We start from the raw sequence: 18,709 nt of genomic DNA on the forward strand, positions 1-18,709 counted from the left end.
TAATATAAAAAAACATTTATACTATGACTAATACATCTAAAATTTTTTATACTAAAACAGATGAAGCTCCTGCTTTAGCAACCTATTCTTTTCTACCAATTGTAAAGGCTTTTGTAAAACCTTCAAATGTTGAAATTGAGACAAAAGATATCTCTTTAGCAAGTAGAATCTTAGCTGTATTTCCAGATTACTTAAAACCTGAACAACAAGTTAATGATGCTTTAGGTGAATTGGGTGAATTAGCCAAAAAACCTGAAGCAAATATTATAAAACTACCTAATATATCGGCTTCTGTACCACAATTAAAAGCTGCTATTAAAGAGTTACAGTCTTTAGGATACACAATACCAAATTACCCTGAAGAACCTAAAACTGATGAAGAAAAAAGCATAAGAGAACGTTTTAATAAAGTGAAAGGTTCTGCTGTAAATCCTGTTTTACGAGAAGGAAATTCAGACAGAAGAGCTCCAAAAGCAGTTAAAAATTATGCTAAAAAGAACCCACATTCTATGGGTGCCTGGGACTCAAATTCTAAAACTCATGTTGCAACAATGGATCACGGAGATTTTAGATCTAATGAAAAATCTATAACCTTAAAAGATGCTACTTCTATAAACATTGAACATGTTGATACTAATGGAAATACTACCATTTTAAAAGAAAACCTTGCACTATTAAAAGGTGAAATAATTGACGGTACAGTAATGAGTAAAAAAGCTCTTTTAGAGTTTTTAGATGCTCAAATTAAAGATGCTAAAAATAAAAATGTATTGTTTTCTTTACATATGAAAGCAACTATGATGAAGGTTTCTGATCCAATTATTTTTGGCCATGCTGTAAAAGTATTTTTTAAAGATGTTTTTACAAAACATAGCGCTATTTTAGATAAAATTGGAGTTGACGTAAATAATGGATTTGGAGATTTATTAGCAAAAATCCAAAAATTACCTGAAAACGAAAAAAACACTATTGAAGCAGATATAAAAGCATGTTTTGAAAATGGTCCAAGCCTTGCCATGGTAAATTCTGATAAAGGAATTACTAACCTACATGTACCAAGTGATGTTATTATTGATGCTTCTATGCCTGCTATGATTCGTACTTCTGGTCAAATGTGGAATGCAGAAGGAAAACAACAAGACACAAAAGCTGTAATTCCAGATAGTAGTTATGCAAGTATATACGACGCAACTATAAACTTTTGTAAAGAAAATGGAGCCTTTGACCCAACAACAATGGGAACTGTTCCAAATGTAGGATTGATGGCTCAAAAAGCTGAAGAATATGGTTCTCACGATAAAACATTTGAAATTAAATCTAACGGAACTGTTCGTGTAGTAGATGCTGAAGGTACATTATTAATGGAGCACACTGTTGAAGCTGGAGATATTTGGAGAATGTGTCAGGTTAAAGATGCTCCTGTTCAAGATTGGATTAAATTAGCTGTAAATAGAGCAAAAGCTACAAATACTCCTGCAATATTTTGGTTAGATAAAAACAGAGCACATGATGCACAAATAATAGAAAAAGTAAATACATATTTACCAAATTACGATACAACTGGATTAGATATTCAAATTTTGCCTCCTTATGAAGCTACATTGTTTACTTTAAAAAGACTAAAAGCTGGTTTAGATACAATTTCTGTTACAGGAAATGTTTTACGTGATTTCTTAACAGATTTATTCCCAATTTTAGAAGTTGGTACTAGTGCTAAAATGTTATCTATTGTTCCATTAATGAATGGTGGTGGTATGTTTGAAACTGGTGCTGGTGGTTCTGCTCCAAAACACGTTCAACAATTTAATGAAGAAGGTCATTTAAGATGGGATTCTTTAGGTGAATTTTTAGCTTTAGCTGTATCTTTAGAGCACTTAGGAGAAACTACAAACAACAAAAAAGCACTTATTTTAGGTAAAACTTTAGATGATGCTACTGATAAATTTTTAGATAATAAAAAATCACCTTCTCGAAAAGTTGGAGAATTAGACACTAGAGGTAGTCAATTTTATTTAGCAATGTATTGGGCCGAAGAATTGGCTGCTCAAAATGAAGATGCTACTTTAAAAGAATTATTTACAAAAGTTGCTGAAGAATTAAAAACAAATGAAGCTTCAATAGTTTCTGAACTTGTAAATGCACAAGGAAAAGAAGTTAATATTGGTGGTTATTATGAGCCAAATGAAACTTTGACCATTAATGCAATGCGACCAAGTAAAACTTTTAATAAAATTATAGATACTATATAATAGAATAAAAATTCACAAAGATTTTTATTCTATTTCATTACTATAATCATTACTCAAGAGGTTTTCTATACGCACTATTTTCGTTTAGAAAACCTCTTTTAATTTTAATTTTTTATGGGAACAGATAAAAACCAACTTGTAAGAGGCTTAAAATATGAAGCTGCTGCCCTTCCACTACTTTTAATTTCCCCAGTATTAATAACCATGGGTTTTAAAGCTATAAAACACCAAAACAATTATATTTGGCTAATTGTAGGTATAATATTTGCTATTGCAGCAATAATTATTGGATTTATGGGAATTAAAATTATTTTAAATGCATTATTTAATTCTAAATAAATGAAGGTTCACAACTTTAAAAAAAGTTTACAATGGGAATATTGGCCATCCTACTTATTTTATGTTCCTGTAGTACCCTACGCTTTTTACTTAGCTTTAAAATCGAGAAGTTTTGGTTTTTTTTCAGCTGTAAACCCAAGCATTGAAGGTTCTGGAAATGGATTAGAATCTAAATTTAAAACTATAGAATTAGTTCCAGATATTTATAAACCAAAAAGTGTTTTTGTTGCTAAAAATCAAAAGTTAGAAGAAATTTTAAACAATTTAAAACAAAAAAATATTGAATTTCCTTTAATTATAAAACCCGATATTGGATTTAGAGGATTGCTTGTAAAAAAAATAAACACTGAAATTGAGCTTCAAAATTATCTTAAAAAATACAATACTATAAATTTAATTATCCAAGAATTTATCAGCTATAAAAATGAATGTGGTATTTTTTATCATAGAATTCCAAATGAAGCTAAGGGAAAAATTACTTCAATAACTTTAAAGAAATTTTTAACTGTAACTGGAGATGGCTCATCAAACCTTTCAACGCTTATAAAAAATAATGAAAGAGCAACTAACTATCTAGATCTGGTACTAGCATTAAATACAGATAAGCTTAAATCTATTCCTAAAAAAGGTGAAAAAATAATTTTAACCGTTATTGGTAATCATTCTAAAGGAACTGAATTTATAAACGGTAATCATTTAATAACCAAAAAACTAGAAAAAACTTTAGACACTATTAACTCGAATATTAAAGGCTGGTATTATGGCCGAATTGATGTGAAATTCAATAATTTTGAAGAATTATTAGAAGGGAAAAATTTAAAAATTTTGGAAATTAACGGTGTAATTGCAGAACCTACCCATATTTACGACGCTTCAAAAGGAACCTATTACAAAGCCCTAAAATCTATAAAAGAACATTGGAAAATTATCTACAAAATTGGTGTTAAAAACAAACAATTAAACAATGGTAAGTTTACCAATTTAAAATATTTAATGAATGTATATTTTAAATATAAGAAATATTTAAAAACAGTTGAAAAATTAGCCGCTAATTAGATTTAGATTTTGGAGTAGTTGGATTGAATCCAAAATCTTCATCTGGCAATTCTATTCCTAACTGAAATATTACATATCCTAAACTTGCAAAATGATGAATTGCGTGGCTATGAGCTTGAATTAAAATACTACCTAAGGTATAATTTGCAGTAACTATACCTAAACCTAAATCGTCTTTTACTTTTACTATTCTATCAAATTCAGATTGATCTAACTGTTTTAATTTTTTAAGTATTGTATTAAAATAATCAATACCATTTTCGGTAAAATTTTCAGCTAAATTGTTTCGTTTTCTGTTAACTAAATTAATTTCATCAACAGGTAAACCTTCAAAAATACAATCAAAAACATCTAAAATATGACGTGTATGTGTTCCAATACTTGAATAATATGGAGCTATAGAAGCATTTCGATAATCTTCATCAGAAATATTTTGTAAAAGTTGAATACCTCTTTGTAAATTTTTCTCAATAGCTTCAATCATATGTATATTATTTATGGTTGTAAATATAAAATATTTTAGTTTAAAATCTTTATCAATGTATAAATTGCCAAAACTAAAAAAAGCAAACTTAATATTAAGTTTATATTTCTAGCTATAAAACTAACTTTTTTAATAATAAAATTGGCAAATACTATATATGTATAAAAAATTAAAAACGACCCCAAGCCAGCTCCAAAAACAAACAACATAATATAAGGTTGCTCTATTATTAATTTATCTATAGAAGTTAAATAAATACTTAAACCCAAATAAAAAGGAATTGCTAGCATATTAATTGCCGATAATCCCATTCCTTTTATAAGAAAATTACCGTTTGTTTTAGTTTGTTTAGGATTTAACTCTTTTTTTGATAAGAAAAAAAAGAATATTGAAAGTCCACAAAATACAAAAATTGCTATTTTTTTTAATGTTGTAATTATCGCTGGATTATTTAAAAAATAATCCGCAAAATACAATGCAATACTCGCTTGTAAAAAAACCACAATTGAGGCTCCAATGGCAAATTTTACACTTTCATATTTTCCGGTATTAATTCTTATTTTAAGTGCTGTCATATTTAACATTCCTGGTGAAATTAAACCAAAATAAGCCATAAATGTTCCGTATAAAATATGATAAAAATAATCCATAAAAAGGTATTAGATTTTATTAAAAAGCGAATATATTAATTTAAAATGGATTTAAATTGCAACAAAAATTACAGAGAAATTAATTGTAGAATCTTTCAATAATTAAAAATACTTAGCAAACAACTTATTTAAATCTTCTGAAATATTTAATCTTTTAATTATTACTAAAAAAACAGTAGTGATTAAAATACCTTTAAAAAGTATATTCAATATTGGATTTAAACCAAAATCCCAAAAATCAATAATAAAATAAACAGCTGCAATTATAACTAAAACTTTTATGGTATTTCTACTAAAAGGCTGAATGTTTAATTTAGATTTTATAAACATAATTTTAATAACACCATACACTAAAACCACAATTAAAGTAGCTAAAGCAGCACCATTTATTCCTATTAAGCTGATTAACCAACGGTTTAAAACAACTACACTTATTGCCATTGCTAATGATAAATAAAAGAATATTTTATAATATTTAGAATTCACCAAAATTGCATTTCCAGTTCCTAATGCCAATTCCATAATTTTGGCAATTGATACAATTAAAACAATCCAAATACCTTTTGTGTACTGAGGTTTATTAATTATTTCATATATTTCTGTAATATTTAAATTAATTAATAAAAACAACAAACCTCCAACAATTAATAAATTTATAGAGCTTTGTTTATACAGCTTCTCTACCTCTACTATATTATTAGAATTCATTTCTTTTGCCGTAATAGGATTTGTAATTTGTTGCATGGCACGTGTAGGAATTGCAACTACACTTGCAATATAAATTCCAACAGAATAATATGCTACTTCAGCAATTTTTTCAATTTGTGGAATCATAAATTTATCAATTTCTAATAAAATACCTGAAGCAGATCCCGCAATAATTATATACAATGAAAATGAAAGTAATTCTTTTAAATTAGCTGGTATTTTAAACACCAATTTTGGCATATAAATATACATTGCGTACAGTTTCATTATAAGAGTTCTAAGACCATAAACTATTACAACTGCATAAATAAATTGCTCGTTAGTTAACCAATTAAAATAAACTGCAATCAATAAAAATGAGGTACAAATACGCGTAAATATTTCTTTAATAAAATTACCAAAAACTGAATTAAATTGAACCTTAGTCCAAGAATAAAACACTTCAAAATAACCCATAAAAATGGCTGTTATAAAAATTAAATAGGTATAATCTTTAATTAAAGTATTTTCTGAAGACAACCAGTTTGCAATAGATTGATAAAAAAAAGTGCCAATTAAAGCAAGAGGAATAATTACAATTAATGGTAAAATTAAAGTCGCAATTAAAAAACCATCCTTCTCAATTTTAGTTTTATAAGAAGTGTAATATTTTATAATTGTATGCTGCATTCCAAAAACCAACAAAGGCAAAATAATATTAGCAGCCGATAGTAAAAATGTAATTAAGCCAAAATAATCTTCATGTAAAAAATGTATATATAAAAACAGTACATTAATACCTCCAATAGCAAAACCTAAAAAGAGAATTAATGTATTTGTAAACGACTGTTTTAATACAATACCCATAATTTATAACAATTTTAATAATTCATTATAAATATTTTCACCAACATTGGCGCCATACAAATTAATTGTAAAATCTGCTTTCGAATTCTGAAAATAGTTAAAAGCATCTACCATTTTTACTGAATTACTACCCACAATTTTTGCAAAATTATTTGTAACTAATTCTACCCATTCGGTTTCTTCACGCGCAATAATACAATGTTTTTTATTAAAAAATGCCTCTTTTTGAAGTCCTCCACTATCTGTTACTACCAAATTACAGTTTTTAAGTAACTCTAGCATATCAAAATATCCTATAGGATCTATAAAAGTTATATTAAATTTTAAATTATTATTTTTTAAAATAGCTTTTGTTCTTGGATGTAACGGAATTACAACTTTTTTTAGTTTATTTATTTCCTCTAATCCTTGAAAAATAGATTTTAAACTCTCAATATTATCTGTGTTTTCTTGCCTATGAATTGTAGCCAATACAAATTCATTTGTTTGAAGTTTAAGATTTTTAATTATTGATGATTTATTAGATGAAAACTCACTATAAAATTCTACCGCATCCTTCATAATATCACCACTTTTCACAACTTTTGGAGGTAAATTATCAAAACCTTCGTTTTGTAAATTTTCAATTGCAGTATCAGTAGGACACAATAATATATTCGAAATTCTATCGGTTAAAATTCGATTTATTTCTTCTGGCATTGTCATATTAAAAGACCGTAAACCTGCCTCAACGTGCGCCACTTTTATATCCATTTTTGTAGCAGCTAAAGCTCCTGCTAAAGTTGAATTTGTATCACCATAAACAACTACTAAATCTGGTTTTTCATCCTTTAAAACTTCCTCAATTTTAATAAGCATCTGCCCTGTCATTGCTCCGTGGCTCAATCCGTTTATAGCTAAATTATATTTTGGTTTAGGAATATCCATTTCATCAAAAAAAATGTTGCTCATATTTGCATCGTAATGTTGCCCTGTGTGCACTATAACTTCTTCTATTTCATGATGCTTAGAAATTACACGACTCAATACTGCTGCTTTTACAAACTGAGGTCTAGCTCCTAAAATTGTAACTATTTTTTTCATTCTTTGTGTTTTCTTTTTGAATTCTGCTCACTTCTAATTAGACGTTAACTTTACAGAAAATCAATTAAATTATTTTTTAAACAAGCTATTTTAACAATTCAGCTACTTGTTTTGTTAATTCTCGTCTATGAAATTTTTCAATATTTTTTGAATTAACACTCAAATTGTGCTCTTTATATTTTGAATACAATTCTAAAATGGAATTTTTTAATTTAGTTCTATCTTCAAAATCAACTACAACACCTGCATTTGTTTCGTTTAAAATTTCAGCCAAATCACCATCTACTGGTGCAATTGCCAAAATTGGACGATTTACCATTAAATATTCAAATATTTTTCCAGTTATAATTCCTTTTGCACTTGGCACATTATTTAATAGTAATAATAATACTTGTGATTTTTTTTGATATTCAAGCACTTTATTGTGCGATACATAACTCACAATTTCTATATTATTTTGAAGCTTTTTATTAGCTATTACTTCTACAACCGAAGGATCTACTTTTCCAATTAATTTTAATATAAAATCGTTTTTAAAATCTGTATTTTCCGATATAATTTCAGCCAATACATCCCATAACATTTTTGGGTTTCTATCGGCATTCATTAAACCAATATGTGTAATTGTAAATTTTGAATCTAAATTATTTTCTGAAGTTAATACCTCCCCATCAAAACCATTTGTTATGGTAACAACATTATTACTAAATTTTGCATAATTTTTGTTCATTGTATTACCAACAACCAGTACTTTATCTGCATTTAACAATACTTCTTGCTCTAAAAAATGATGTTTATTTATTGCTTTTTTAGTTAATGGTAATTGATGAAAATAATCTATTTCTGTCCAAGGATCTCTAAAATCTGCAATCCATTTCACACCTAATTGCTGTTTTAATTTTAACCCAATTAAATGCATACTATGTGGCGGACCTGTAGTAATTATTGCGTCAACTTTATGTGTTGAAATGTATTTTTTTAAATATTTTACAGATGGTTTTATCCAAAATTTTCTTGCATCCGGTATAAAATAATTAGCTCTAATATACTGCAAAATTCTACCAAAAAAAGTTGGTTTCTGATTTAAAAAACCTGCACTTTCAGACTTCTTTTTTCCAAAAAAAGACAATATACTATTAGGTTCAAAAATTGGTTGTTTTAATACCTCTATATTTTTAGGAACATCACTTTGTAAACTTTCATCTAAAATTGGATATTTTGGATTTTCAACCGTATAAACAATTGGTTCTACGTCAAAATCTCTAAAATATTTTACAAATTTTAACCATCGTTGTACTCCAGAACCACCTGCTGGTGGCCAATAATATGTAATTATTAAAACTTTCAAAATTCTGTTATTTTTTGCTTAAAAAAATTAAAATCCGCATTAGATTCTTTATTTATTTTAGGCATTATATTTTTTAAATGCGCTCTAATTCCATCTGTATTTGTAATAAAATTAGTAAACGATTGCATTGCTTTTTCACTGCCTTCATTATAATCAATAGAATATTCCGAAAGTTCTAAATAATTATAACATTCTTTACCTTTTACTTCATAACTAATATTAAAAGCTGGAATATTTTTAGTTAAAGACGTTATACACATATGTAATCTTGTACCAATTACAAAATCGTACTCTTCTATTTTTTTATAAAAATCTTCAAACTTAAAATAATCTGCTAACACTGTGGTTTTATCCTGTAATGTTATATCTAAATTATCGTAAATTTCTTGTGCTAATTTAGCATCATCTTTATAATTAGCTAGCCCTTGACAGGTTGAAATAAATTCAATTGTATATCCTCTATCTATACATTCTTTTATAAATGTACTAATCATTTTTATATAATCGCTTCTATTTCTACCGTCGTAATTCCATTCCCTAACTGAAACACCAACTTTCTTTAAATTTACAGATGCCTGCTCTTTAAAATCAAGTAAAAATGCAGCATCCTTAGTCAACTTAAATTTCTGTTTTGAGATATTTAAATTTGTTAAAATATTAAACGAAAACTGATCTCTAACAAATATATACGAAATAGATGTATCCATTAATTTTTGAAAAAACAAGGCATCTTTTTGATTTAAAGGTCCAACCGATTGCGAATAAATTAGAGATTTTTTACCAAAATATTTTGCAATTTTATAGATTGACAGACTATTTTTTATATTATAATTAGAATTAATATATCCACCTGGAGTTCCAACTAGCACATCTGCTTCTCTGTAATGTTTTGAAAATAAAAATAACAAAGGAAGTAACAAAGGTTTTAGAAAAGGTAACTTCATAAATATTTTATGCTGACCAATTTCCTCTACAAACGGTAAATTTGGATATAATTCTTTTGCTTGTTTATAATAATACGTAGCAATTTTAACTTGAAAACCTGCATTCTCCAATTTTTTATACAAGGCATAAAACAACGCAACATCTCCATTATTTAAAGGAACAACATTGTTTATTAACAATTTTATTGAATCTGTTTTTTTATGTTTTACCATGTAGTTTTAGTAGCTTGTTTTGTTTGAAATTCATTTTATTTAGTAAAAAAACAAACTCAAAATCTCGATTGCTAATTTATAACTTTTCATTAAATTCGTAGCTAGATAAACCTATAATTATAAAGAAGAATAATTCATAAAAAGCATTAAATGAACACAAAAAAACAAGAAAAAGAATCCGTTTTAATGTTATATGTTTTATTTGCCACCTTTGTAAAAAGAGATGTTGCTATTTTAGAAAAAAAGTACCAGGTAGATTTATATCAATTTAATACTTCAAAAAAAATCTATTTGTTTTATGCTTTTATCAAACAATTTTTCTTTTTGCTTTTTAACTTTCACAAATACAAAGCAATTGTAATTCAATCATCAGGCTATCTTTCATTTTTTCCAGTAATTTTCGGGAAGATTGCAAAAAAACCAATTATAATTATTGCAATTGGTACAGATTGCGCAAAATTACCCGAAATTAATTACGGCGCACACACTAAAAAAATATTAAGTTGGTTTACAAACTTTTCGTTTAAAAATGCCTCATTAATTTTACCTGTTCATAAAAGTTTAGAAAAAAGTTTTTACAGTTATATGGACGTAGAATTTCCAGATCAAGGAATTCGTTCTTTTAACCCAACTATTAAAACCCCTATTATTGAAATGGTAAATGGGTACGATACGGTTAAATGGCAAAACAAAAATTTAGATAGAATCAAAAATTCTTTCTTATCTGTTACTTTTGCTGTTGATGAAATTGGGCATTACAGAAAAGGAATTGACTTAATTGTTAAAGCTGCTAACTTATTTCCAGATTATTATTTTACTATTGTTGGTAAAGTATATTTAAAAGGAGCTTGCCCTAAAAACTTACATTTAATAGATAATGTAAAGCAAGAAGAACTTTTAGAAATTTACAACAAACATCAATATTATTTTCAACTCTCTATGTTTGAAGGTTTTCCAAATGCACTTTGTGAAGCTATGCTATGTGGCTGTATTCCAATTGGAAGTAACGTAGCCGGAATTCCTGATATTATTGGTAAAAAAGGGTATGTTTTAAAACAAAAAAATACAGAATCTCTGAAACAATTAATTTTAAACTTACAGAAAAATAAGCTTACACCCAACGATGTTAGAAATCAAATAAGTTCCAATTTTCCTTTAGAAAGAAGAGAAAATGAATTTCTAAACCACGTTTTATAATTGTTGGTTGTTAAATAAACAATACTGATTTAAACTATTTTTTATACCTAACTACTATTCTTTTTTTCGCTTTTCAATAAAAAACCAGCCCACCGGAATAAGTAGTAATAATAAATAAGAAGCCAACGTAATACTATTTCCTGTTTTAATTACTGTTGGTTCAAATTTAAATTCTATAGTATGCTTTCCTGCCGGAATTTCCATTCCGCGCAACACATAGTTCACTCTGTAATGCGGTTGTAATTCACCATTAACATAGGCATTCCAACCATTTTTATAATACATTTCAGAAAAAACTATAAACTGATTTTTTGTAGTATTTACATTATAAATTAACTCATTTGCTTTGTATGAAGTTAATTGAATATCAGCTAAAGAATCTATTGGATATTGCGTTTTAAAATCGTTAGAGAGTTCTTTAGATTCAATTACTGCAGTTATTTTTGTATTTAAACTATCCAAGGCTTTAATTTCTTCATTTGCATTATTTACTACAGAGATAGTGTTTACAAACCAGGCATTTCCATTAGCACCTTTATTTAATTCGTATCCAACTTTTCCGGCTTCATCTGCACCAATAATATATTTGGTATTTATCATATTTAAAACCTCTGCATTTCCTTTAGAAATTTGAAAATCGTACAGTTCTTGATAACGTCTTGGTTTTGCAGCATGGTACCCTCCTATTGAATTATGAAAATAAGAAGTTGTTCCATCTGCCATTATATTTTTTGTAAAATTAGCAACGCGATAGTAGCTTTTATCTTTCATTATTTCCTTATCAACTGCAGAAGCCTGAAATGGTTTATCTACTTTTCTAGCGCTAACAAAAAAGTCATTATTCACATATCTTTTATCAACATTTACAAGGTCAAAAAGAAGAATAACAACAAAGCCAATTAAAGCAATATTTTTATTTATTTTTTCCTTTAAAAACAGCCAAATTACACTTGCAACTATAAAAACAATAACCAAAGAACGTAAACTATCGTTAAAAAACAAGGTTCTTCTATCCGCCGTAATTGCATCTAAATATCCAGCAATTTGCTCGTCTATTTGAAGATCTATAGGTCTTTCAAAAGAAAATAAACCTGAACCACCAACTGTAAAAATTAAAGCCAAACCACCTACTATTAACGCTGTATATTTTAAGGCTTGTAATTTAACTTCTGTTTTAATTTCAGAAGAAAACAATTTAGCAACACCTAAAATTGCTAATAATGGTATGGTTAATTCTGCAATTACTTGTATAGATGAAACTGCTCTAAACCTGTTATATAAAGGCACATAATTAATAAAGAAATCAGTTACAATTGAAAAATTCTTTCCCCAACTTAATAAAATTGAAAATATAGTTGCTGCAACTAACCATTTTTTAAATTTTCCTTTTACTAAAAACAACGCCAAAACAAATAAGAAAATAAAAAATGCTCCAACATAAGCAGGTGCAGCTACAATTGGTTGATCTCCCCAATACATAGAAGATATTTGCATTAAATAATTAGCATCATTTACATCTAAACCTTTATTTACTGCATTTTGTAAAAAACTTTGAAGCTCACTATTTTCAACCTCTTCATGACTTGTTCCTCCCATAAATCTTGGGATAAAAAGATTAAAAGTTTCAGCAATTCCATAACTATATTCAGTTATATAATCTTTAGATAATCCAGCAGTAACTTCTTTTAAAGAACCATCTGTATTTATAGTTAATTCACTTTTACCACGTGTGCTTTCTTTAGAATATTCGCTTGTTGCCATTAAATGCGTTGCATTTGTTCCAACTGCTAAAATTACAGCAACTACTAAAATTCCAATACTTTTAATAAAGTGAGGTATTTCTTTTTTTTGAATAGATTCTAACAACTGAACAACCCCATAAATTAGTACTAAAAACAATAAATAATACGTCATTTGAATATGACTTGCACTTAATTCTAAAGCCATTGCTAAAGCGGTTACAATAAAACCAAGTAAATATTTACGATTAAAAACCAATAAAATTCCGGCTAATACTAAAGGAAAATAAGCTATTGCGTGTGCTTTTGCATTATGTCCAACTCCTAAAATTATAACTAAATAAGTAGAAAGTCCAAAGCCTAAGGCTCCCATAATTGCTAGTTTCCAATCTATTTTTAAAACCAATAATAGTATAAAAAAGCTTAAAAAATATAGAAATAAATAGTCTGCTGGTCTTGGTAAAAAACGGATTATATTATCTAATTTATTAATAAAATCGTACGAATAATATGCACTTACTACATAAGCAGGCATCCCTCCAAATGTTGCATTTGTCCAATAAGGTTCTGCATTATTTTCTGCTCTAAAATCTGCAATTTCTTTAGAAGACCCTTTAAATTGAGTTATATCGCTTTGCTGAATTTTTTTTCCTTCTAAAACAGGAGAAAAATAGGCGATTGAAATTACCATAAAAACTGATATAGCAATTAAATATGGTGCAAATTTATTTAGAGAAAATTTCATTTGTATTTTTATTTATCTTTAGGTTAGAAAGAAATTCTTCACTAGAATCCCCATTAAAATTAAAGTTTTAGTTAAAAGGAATTAACTATTTATCATCTTTAACTTCTTCATAATCTACATAATCACCTACATTTTTATTACTTTCTTTCGGTTCTGCTGGTTTTTTAGCTATCACAGTTTCCCCAACTTTACCTTCTTCTTGTTGTTGGTAACTTTGTTGTTGTTCTTTGTATTTCTTTTCAACATTAGTAATTACTTTTTTCAAGAAAATAGGCGCAATATACCTACTAAAAAACTTGAGAACATAATAAATAATAACAATAATAGCTATAGTTTTTAATATACCCATTTAATTCATTTTTTATATAATTTTCAAAAATAACAATTTGCAAGTAACTAAAACGTTTAAATATATAAAATCTTATATTTGACACCACAATTAACAAAAACTTATGAATAGAGTATTGCTACTTTTTTTGGCTTTTTTTAGCATTCAAATTGCTAAAGCACAATATACAGAAATAATAAACTCTAAACGACCAGGTTTATCGGAAAGTCCATATAGTATTGGTACAAATGTTTATCAATTTGAAACTGGTTTATTTTATAGAAATAGTGATAACCCACTTTATACGGTACCTTCAGACACCTATGGAGGTGAGTTATTATTTAGATATGGAAAATTTTCTGAAAAATTAGAATTTGACTTAAATTTAGCCTATCAAATTGATGATTTATCACACCATCCTAATGGGCATATTAAAGGTTTAAGCGACTTAACAGTTGGCGCCAAATACTTAATAAGACAACAAGATTTTACAGATAAATCTAAAGAAGTTAGAAGTTTTAAAAAAAGATATGCTTTTGATTGGAAGCGTTTAATTCCCTCAATAGGAATTTATGCTGGAGTACATACTAAATTTGTTAGTAAAGATTATAAAGAAGATGACCTTAGCTATAAGCTTGCGGTATTACTTCAAAATGATATTACAGACAGGTTGGTTATTTTAACAAATTTAATTAATGATAAATTCTCGACAGACGATTCTTTTTATAAATATATAATAACTATGACCTATGCTATTAATCAAAACTGGTCTTATTTTATTGAAAACCAAGGTCAATATCAAGAAGATTATGCTCCAAAATACCAATTTGGAACTGGCTTAGCATATTTAATTAATGAAAATTTACAAGTAGATGCTTCTGCCAGAACAAATTTTTTTGACGATTATACCTATTATTATTTTTCAACAGGTATTGCCTGGAGATTAGATAGACATTACGATACAATGAGCTTTAAAAATCTTTCAGACAAAACAGTTAAAAAAAAGAAAAAAAGAACAGGATTTTTTAGTAAATTGTTTGGTAAAAAAAGAAACTAATTGCAACTTACACCTATGATTACAATTAAAGAAATGACCTCTAAAAAGGAGCTAAAAACTTACATAAAGTTTCCTTTTAAACTCTATAAAAATAATGAATATTGGGTTCCTCCTATTATTAAAGAAGAACTCGAATCTTTTGACAAAACAATTAACCCTGTATTTGAACATGCAGAAGCCCGTTTTTTTGTGGCTATTAAAAACAACGAAATTGTAGGTAGAATTGCCGCAATTATTAATTACACCGAAATAAATGAACAAAAAGTAAAAAAAATGCGTTTCGGTTGGTTCGACTTTATAGATGATATTGAAGTTTCTAAAATGCTACTTGAAAAGGTTAGAGAAATAGGACTTCAACATAATTTAGAATTTATGGAAGGCCCTGTAGGTTTTTCAAACCTGGATAAAGTTGGCGTGTTAACCTATGGTTTCGACCATATTGGTACTATGGTTACTTGGTATAATTATCCGTATTATAAAACGCATTTCGAAAAATTAGGTTTTGAAGTTGGAAAAGAATATTTAGAAAATAAATTCCCTTTTATTAATGTAAAACCAGAACCTTTAAGAAGAATTAGTACTATTTTAGAAAAACGCTATAATTTAACTCCATTAAATTTCACAAAAACAAAAGACATTATGCCGTATGTGGATAAAATGTTCGATTTGTTTAATAAAAGTTATGCCGTATTACCTTCTTTTGTTCCTATTTCTGAAATAGAAATTGATTATTTCAAAAAAAAATACATCACATTTATTAATCCAGAATATATAAAATTTGTGGTTAATGAAAAAGATGAAATGGTAGCATTTGCCATTACTATGCCTTCATTTTCTGCCGCATTACAAAAAGCAAAAGGAAAACTTTTCCCACTAGGAATTTTCCATTTATTAAAAGCTAAAAATAATAGTAAAGATGCCATATTTTATTTAATTGGGGTACATCCTGATTATCAAAGTAAAGGAATACACGCTTTAATTTTTAATGAATATCAAAAATCTTTTGAAAAAATAGGAATCGAAACTTGTATAAGAACACCTGAACTTGCCAGTAATAAAGCAATTGCAGCTGTTTGGAAAAATTTTGAACCTGTTACTTACAAAAAAAGATGTACGTATAAAAAAGATTTATAATGCAGTTATTTTACAATTCTGAAATTAATACTACAACCAAACAATTTACGTTCGACAAAACAGAAAGTCGTCATATTGTACGTGTATTACGAAAAAAAGAAGGAGATAAAATTTTTATCACCAATGGACTAGGAGCGCTTTTTACTTCTGAAATTGAAATTGCAAACGACAAAAGATGTCTGGTTAAAATTTTAGAAAGCAAAACACATAAAAAACCTTGGAATTATTACCTACATATTGCTATTGCGCCTACTAAATTAAATGATCGTTTTGAATGGTTTTTAGAAAAGGCAACCGAAATTGGTATTGATGAAATTACTCCAATTATTTGTGATCACTCCGAAAGAAAGGTTTTGAAAATTGAAAGAATGGAAAAAATTATACACGCTGCTGCTAAACAATCACTTAAATTTCATTTTCCAAAACTAAATGAACTTGTAACTTTTAATCAGTTTATAAAGTCTGACTTTAACGGACAATTATTTATTGCACATTGTGAAGAAACTTCAAAAAAATCTTTAAAATCTGCTTTAACACCAAAGCAAAACACCACAATACTTATTGGTCCAGAAGGTGATTTTTCTACCAAAGAAATTTCAAAAAGTATTAAACATAATTTTATTCCAGTATCTTTGGGCGAAAGCCGTTTACGCACAGAAACAGCAGGTGTAGTTGCTACGCACAGCGTTGCTTTTGTTAATGAATTATAAGTAGCTTTCAAATTAAAAAACCTAAAAATGAGTACAAATTCTTTTCCAAAAAATGAACCACTTTATATGAACATTATTTATTGGGTTGGAATAATTTGCTTAATTATTAGAATTTTTGGTTTTCCAATATTTAACAATCAACTAGATAAAATATTTGGTATTATTGGTTTTGGAACAATGTCTTTATTTTTTATAAGATCAATTATATACAACAGAAAGAATAAAATCAATTAGTGTAAAAACAAAACCAATGAAACTTTACATATTTAAATTAATATGAAAAATATTCAATTTTCTAAAATATTATCAAAAGTTAAAAAGTTAAAAATATTCATTTTTACTATCGTATTTTGCGTTTTATACCTTACCAATATAAACGCACAACAAGTGGCTATTTTAAAATACAATGGCGGTGGAGATTGGTATGCAAATCCTACAGCCTTACCTAACTTAATAGAGTTTTGTAACGATGCAATTAATACAAACATAAAAACCAACCCAGAAACTGTTGAAGCAGCAAGTATAGACGTATTTAATTATCCGATTATTTTTATGACCGGACACGGAAATGTTATATTTTCTGAAGACGCAGTTTATAACCTAAAAACTTATTTAATGTCCGGTGGTTTTTTACATATCTCGGATAATTATGGGCTCGATAAATTTATTAGAAGGGAAATTAAAAAAATTTTTCCTACTTTAGATTTTCAAGAAATCCCGTTTAATCATCCCATTTTTCATCAAACATTTGATTTTAAAGAAGGTGTGCCAAAAATTCATGAACACGACAATAAAACCCCACAAGGTTTTGGATTGTTTTACGAAGGAAGATTGGTTTGTTTTTACGATTATGAAGCAGATTTAAGTGATGGTTGGGAAGATGAAGAAGTACATAACGATCCATTTGAGATAAGAGAAAAAGCTTTACAAATGGGTGCTAATATTATTGAATACGCTTTTAAAAATTAATATGATAGAAAACTTAGATTCGCTAGAAATAAATTTTGACACCGAAGGTCTTTGGGTTCTAAATATAACACTTGCAATAATAATGTTTGGTGTAGCACTTGGCATTACTTTAGAAGATTTTAAACGTTTATTTAGCAAACCAAAAATTTTAATAACCGGAATTATTTCCCAATTTTTTATTCTCCCCTTAGTAACTTTTATTTTTATAAAAATATTAAATCCAATGCCAAGTATTGCTTTAGGTTTAATAATGGTTGCTGCCTGCCCAGGTGGAAATATATCTAACTTTTTAACCCAAATGGCAAAAGGAAATGCAGCTCTTTCTATTAGTTTAACAGCTTTTGCAACTTTAATTTCTTTGGTTATGACGCCTTTTAACCTACATTTTTGGGGAAATTTATATGCACCAACAGCTTCAATTCTACAAACTGTAGAATTAGATCCTTTTGAGTTGGTAAAACTAGTAACATTAATTTTAGGAATTCCTCTAATATTAGGTATGTGGGTTAGAAACCGTAAACCTGCTTGGGCTACTAAACTTTCAAAAATATTAAAACCTATTTCATTACTAATTTTTTTATGTTTTATTGTAATAGCATTTTATGATAATTTTGACATTTTTATAAACTATATACATTACGTTTTATTAATTGTAATTGCACACAATATTCTTGCACTATTAACTGGTTTTTATTTTGCAAAAGCTATGCGTCTTTCATATAAAAATCAAAAAACATTATCTATAGAAACTGGAATACAAAATTCTGGATTAGGCTTATTATTAATATTTAGCTTTTTCCATGGTTTAGGAGGTATGGCTTTATTGGTAGCATTTTGGGCAATTTGGGATATTGTTTCAGGCTTAATACTTGCTAGCTATTGGTCTAAAAAACAAATAAAAGTATAAAAT

The 18,709-nt window shown here is 27.5% G+C and carries 18 protein-coding genes; 10 read left to right on the plus strand and 8 right to left on the minus strand.

Annotated features, from left to right (window positions below; all coding sequences use genetic code 11):
- The first annotated feature begins 23 nt into the window (after positions 1-23).
- The 3 genes from MHL31_RS05450 to MHL31_RS05460 all read left to right on the plus strand — a co-directional run bounded on the left by MHL31_RS05450 (position 24) and on the right by MHL31_RS05460 (position 3,644).
- Complete coding sequence (locus MHL31_RS05450) at positions 24-2,249, plus strand: NADP-dependent isocitrate dehydrogenase (RefSeq protein WP_240228066.1); 2,226 nt, start codon at positions 24-26, stop codon at positions 2,247-2,249.
- Positions 2,250-2,363: 114 nt separating this feature from the next.
- Positions 2,364-2,588 (plus strand): DUF6095 family protein, encoded by a 225-nt coding sequence (locus tag MHL31_RS05455; RefSeq protein WP_240228067.1) that lies wholly within the window; start codon positions 2,364-2,366, stop codon positions 2,586-2,588.
- Positions 2,589-3,644 carry a D-alanine--D-alanine ligase gene (locus MHL31_RS05460; protein WP_240228068.1) on the plus strand — a complete coding sequence of 352 codons (1,056 nt, stop codon included), beginning with the start codon at positions 2,589-2,591 and terminating at the stop codon, positions 3,642-3,644. It abuts the gene before it with no gap.
- On the opposite strand, the gene MHL31_RS05465 is transcribed toward MHL31_RS05460, so the two are convergent.
- The 6 genes from MHL31_RS05465 to MHL31_RS05490 form a co-directional block, all read right to left on the minus strand.
- On the minus strand, positions 3,637-4,128 hold the full coding sequence (locus tag MHL31_RS05465) for a DinB family protein (protein WP_240228069.1): 492 nt from the start codon (positions 4,126-4,128) through the stop codon (positions 3,637-3,639). The genes MHL31_RS05460 and MHL31_RS05465 overlap by 8 nt on opposite strands.
- Before the next feature lie 35 nt (positions 4,129-4,163).
- Entirely contained in the window at positions 4,164-4,778 is a 615-nt protein-coding gene (locus MHL31_RS05470) for a lysine transporter LysE (RefSeq protein WP_240228070.1), read from the minus strand.
- A 102-nt stretch (positions 4,779-4,880) separates the two neighbouring features.
- Positions 4,881-6,332 carry a lipopolysaccharide biosynthesis protein gene (locus MHL31_RS05475; protein ID WP_240228071.1) on the minus strand — a complete coding sequence of 484 codons (1,452 nt, stop codon included), beginning with the start codon at positions 6,330-6,332 and terminating at the stop codon, positions 4,881-4,883.
- Positions 6,333-6,335: 3 nt separating this feature from the next.
- Positions 6,336-7,415, minus strand: a complete 1,080-nt coding sequence (wecB, locus tag MHL31_RS05480) for a non-hydrolyzing UDP-N-acetylglucosamine 2-epimerase (protein WP_240228072.1) — start codon at positions 7,413-7,415, stop codon at positions 6,336-6,338.
- A gap of 85 nt (positions 7,416-7,500) precedes the next feature.
- Positions 7,501-8,763, minus strand: coding sequence for a glycosyltransferase (locus MHL31_RS05485; protein ID WP_240228073.1), 1,263 nt, complete (start codon positions 8,761-8,763; stop codon positions 7,501-7,503).
- Positions 8,760-9,920 carry a polysaccharide pyruvyl transferase family protein gene (locus tag MHL31_RS05490; protein WP_240228074.1) on the minus strand — a complete coding sequence of 387 codons (1,161 nt, stop codon included), beginning with the start codon at positions 9,918-9,920 and terminating at the stop codon, positions 8,760-8,762. Before MHL31_RS05490 ends, MHL31_RS05485 begins: the two co-directional genes overlap by 4 nt.
- A 150-nt stretch (positions 9,921-10,070) precedes the next feature.
- Here MHL31_RS05490 and MHL31_RS05495 point away from each other — a divergent pair, with 150 nt between their 5' ends.
- Entirely contained in the window at positions 10,071-11,117 is a 1,047-nt protein-coding gene (locus MHL31_RS05495) for a glycosyltransferase (RefSeq protein WP_240228075.1), read from the plus strand.
- A gap of 54 nt (positions 11,118-11,171) precedes the next feature.
- Here the strand turns inward: MHL31_RS05495 and MHL31_RS05500 are convergent, their stop codons facing one another.
- Together MHL31_RS05500 and MHL31_RS05505 are read right to left on the minus strand one after the other, a co-directional pair.
- Positions 11,172-13,601, minus strand: a complete 2,430-nt coding sequence (locus tag MHL31_RS05500) for a YfhO family protein (protein WP_240228076.1) — start codon at positions 13,599-13,601, stop codon at positions 11,172-11,174.
- An 85-nt stretch (positions 13,602-13,686) separates the two neighbouring features.
- On the minus strand, positions 13,687-13,950 hold the full coding sequence (locus MHL31_RS05505; RefSeq protein WP_240228077.1) for a DUF4834 domain-containing protein: 264 nt from the start codon (positions 13,948-13,950) through the stop codon (positions 13,687-13,689).
- 103 nt (positions 13,951-14,053) lie between these two features.
- Here MHL31_RS05505 and MHL31_RS05510 point away from each other — a divergent pair, with 103 nt between their 5' ends.
- The 6 genes from MHL31_RS05510 to MHL31_RS05535 are packed head-to-tail and all read left to right on the plus strand — an operon-like array spanning position 14,054 to position 18,706.
- Positions 14,054-14,986 (plus strand): transporter, encoded by a 933-nt coding sequence (locus MHL31_RS05510; RefSeq protein WP_240228078.1) that lies wholly within the window; start codon positions 14,054-14,056, stop codon positions 14,984-14,986.
- Between the two features lie 15 nt (positions 14,987-15,001).
- A complete protein-coding gene (locus MHL31_RS05515) occupies positions 15,002-16,120 on the plus strand; it encodes a GTP cyclohydrolase (RefSeq protein ID WP_240228079.1) in 1,119 nt (372 codons plus the stop codon).
- Positions 16,120-16,830, plus strand: coding sequence for a 16S rRNA (uracil(1498)-N(3))-methyltransferase (locus tag MHL31_RS05520; RefSeq protein WP_240228080.1), 711 nt, complete (start codon positions 16,120-16,122; stop codon positions 16,828-16,830). Before MHL31_RS05515 ends, MHL31_RS05520 begins: the two co-directional genes overlap by 1 nt.
- A 27-nt stretch (positions 16,831-16,857) precedes the next feature.
- Positions 16,858-17,064, plus strand: a complete 207-nt coding sequence (locus MHL31_RS05525) for a hypothetical protein (protein WP_240228081.1) — start codon at positions 16,858-16,860, stop codon at positions 17,062-17,064.
- A gap of 42 nt (positions 17,065-17,106) precedes the next feature.
- Positions 17,107-17,799, plus strand: coding sequence for a DUF4159 domain-containing protein (locus MHL31_RS05530; RefSeq protein WP_240228082.1), 693 nt, complete (start codon positions 17,107-17,109; stop codon positions 17,797-17,799).
- Position 17,800: 1 nt separating this feature from the next.
- Positions 17,801-18,706: a bile acid:sodium symporter family protein gene (locus MHL31_RS05535; protein WP_240228083.1), complete on the plus strand. Its 906-nt coding sequence runs from the start codon at positions 17,801-17,803 to the stop codon at positions 18,704-18,706.
- Positions 18,707-18,709 lie beyond the last annotated feature (3 nt).

The sequence above is a fragment of the Lutibacter sp. A80 genome (genome assembly GCF_022429645.1).
In the GTDB taxonomy this organism is placed as follows: Bacteria; Bacteroidota; Bacteroidia; order Flavobacteriales; family Flavobacteriaceae; genus Lutibacter.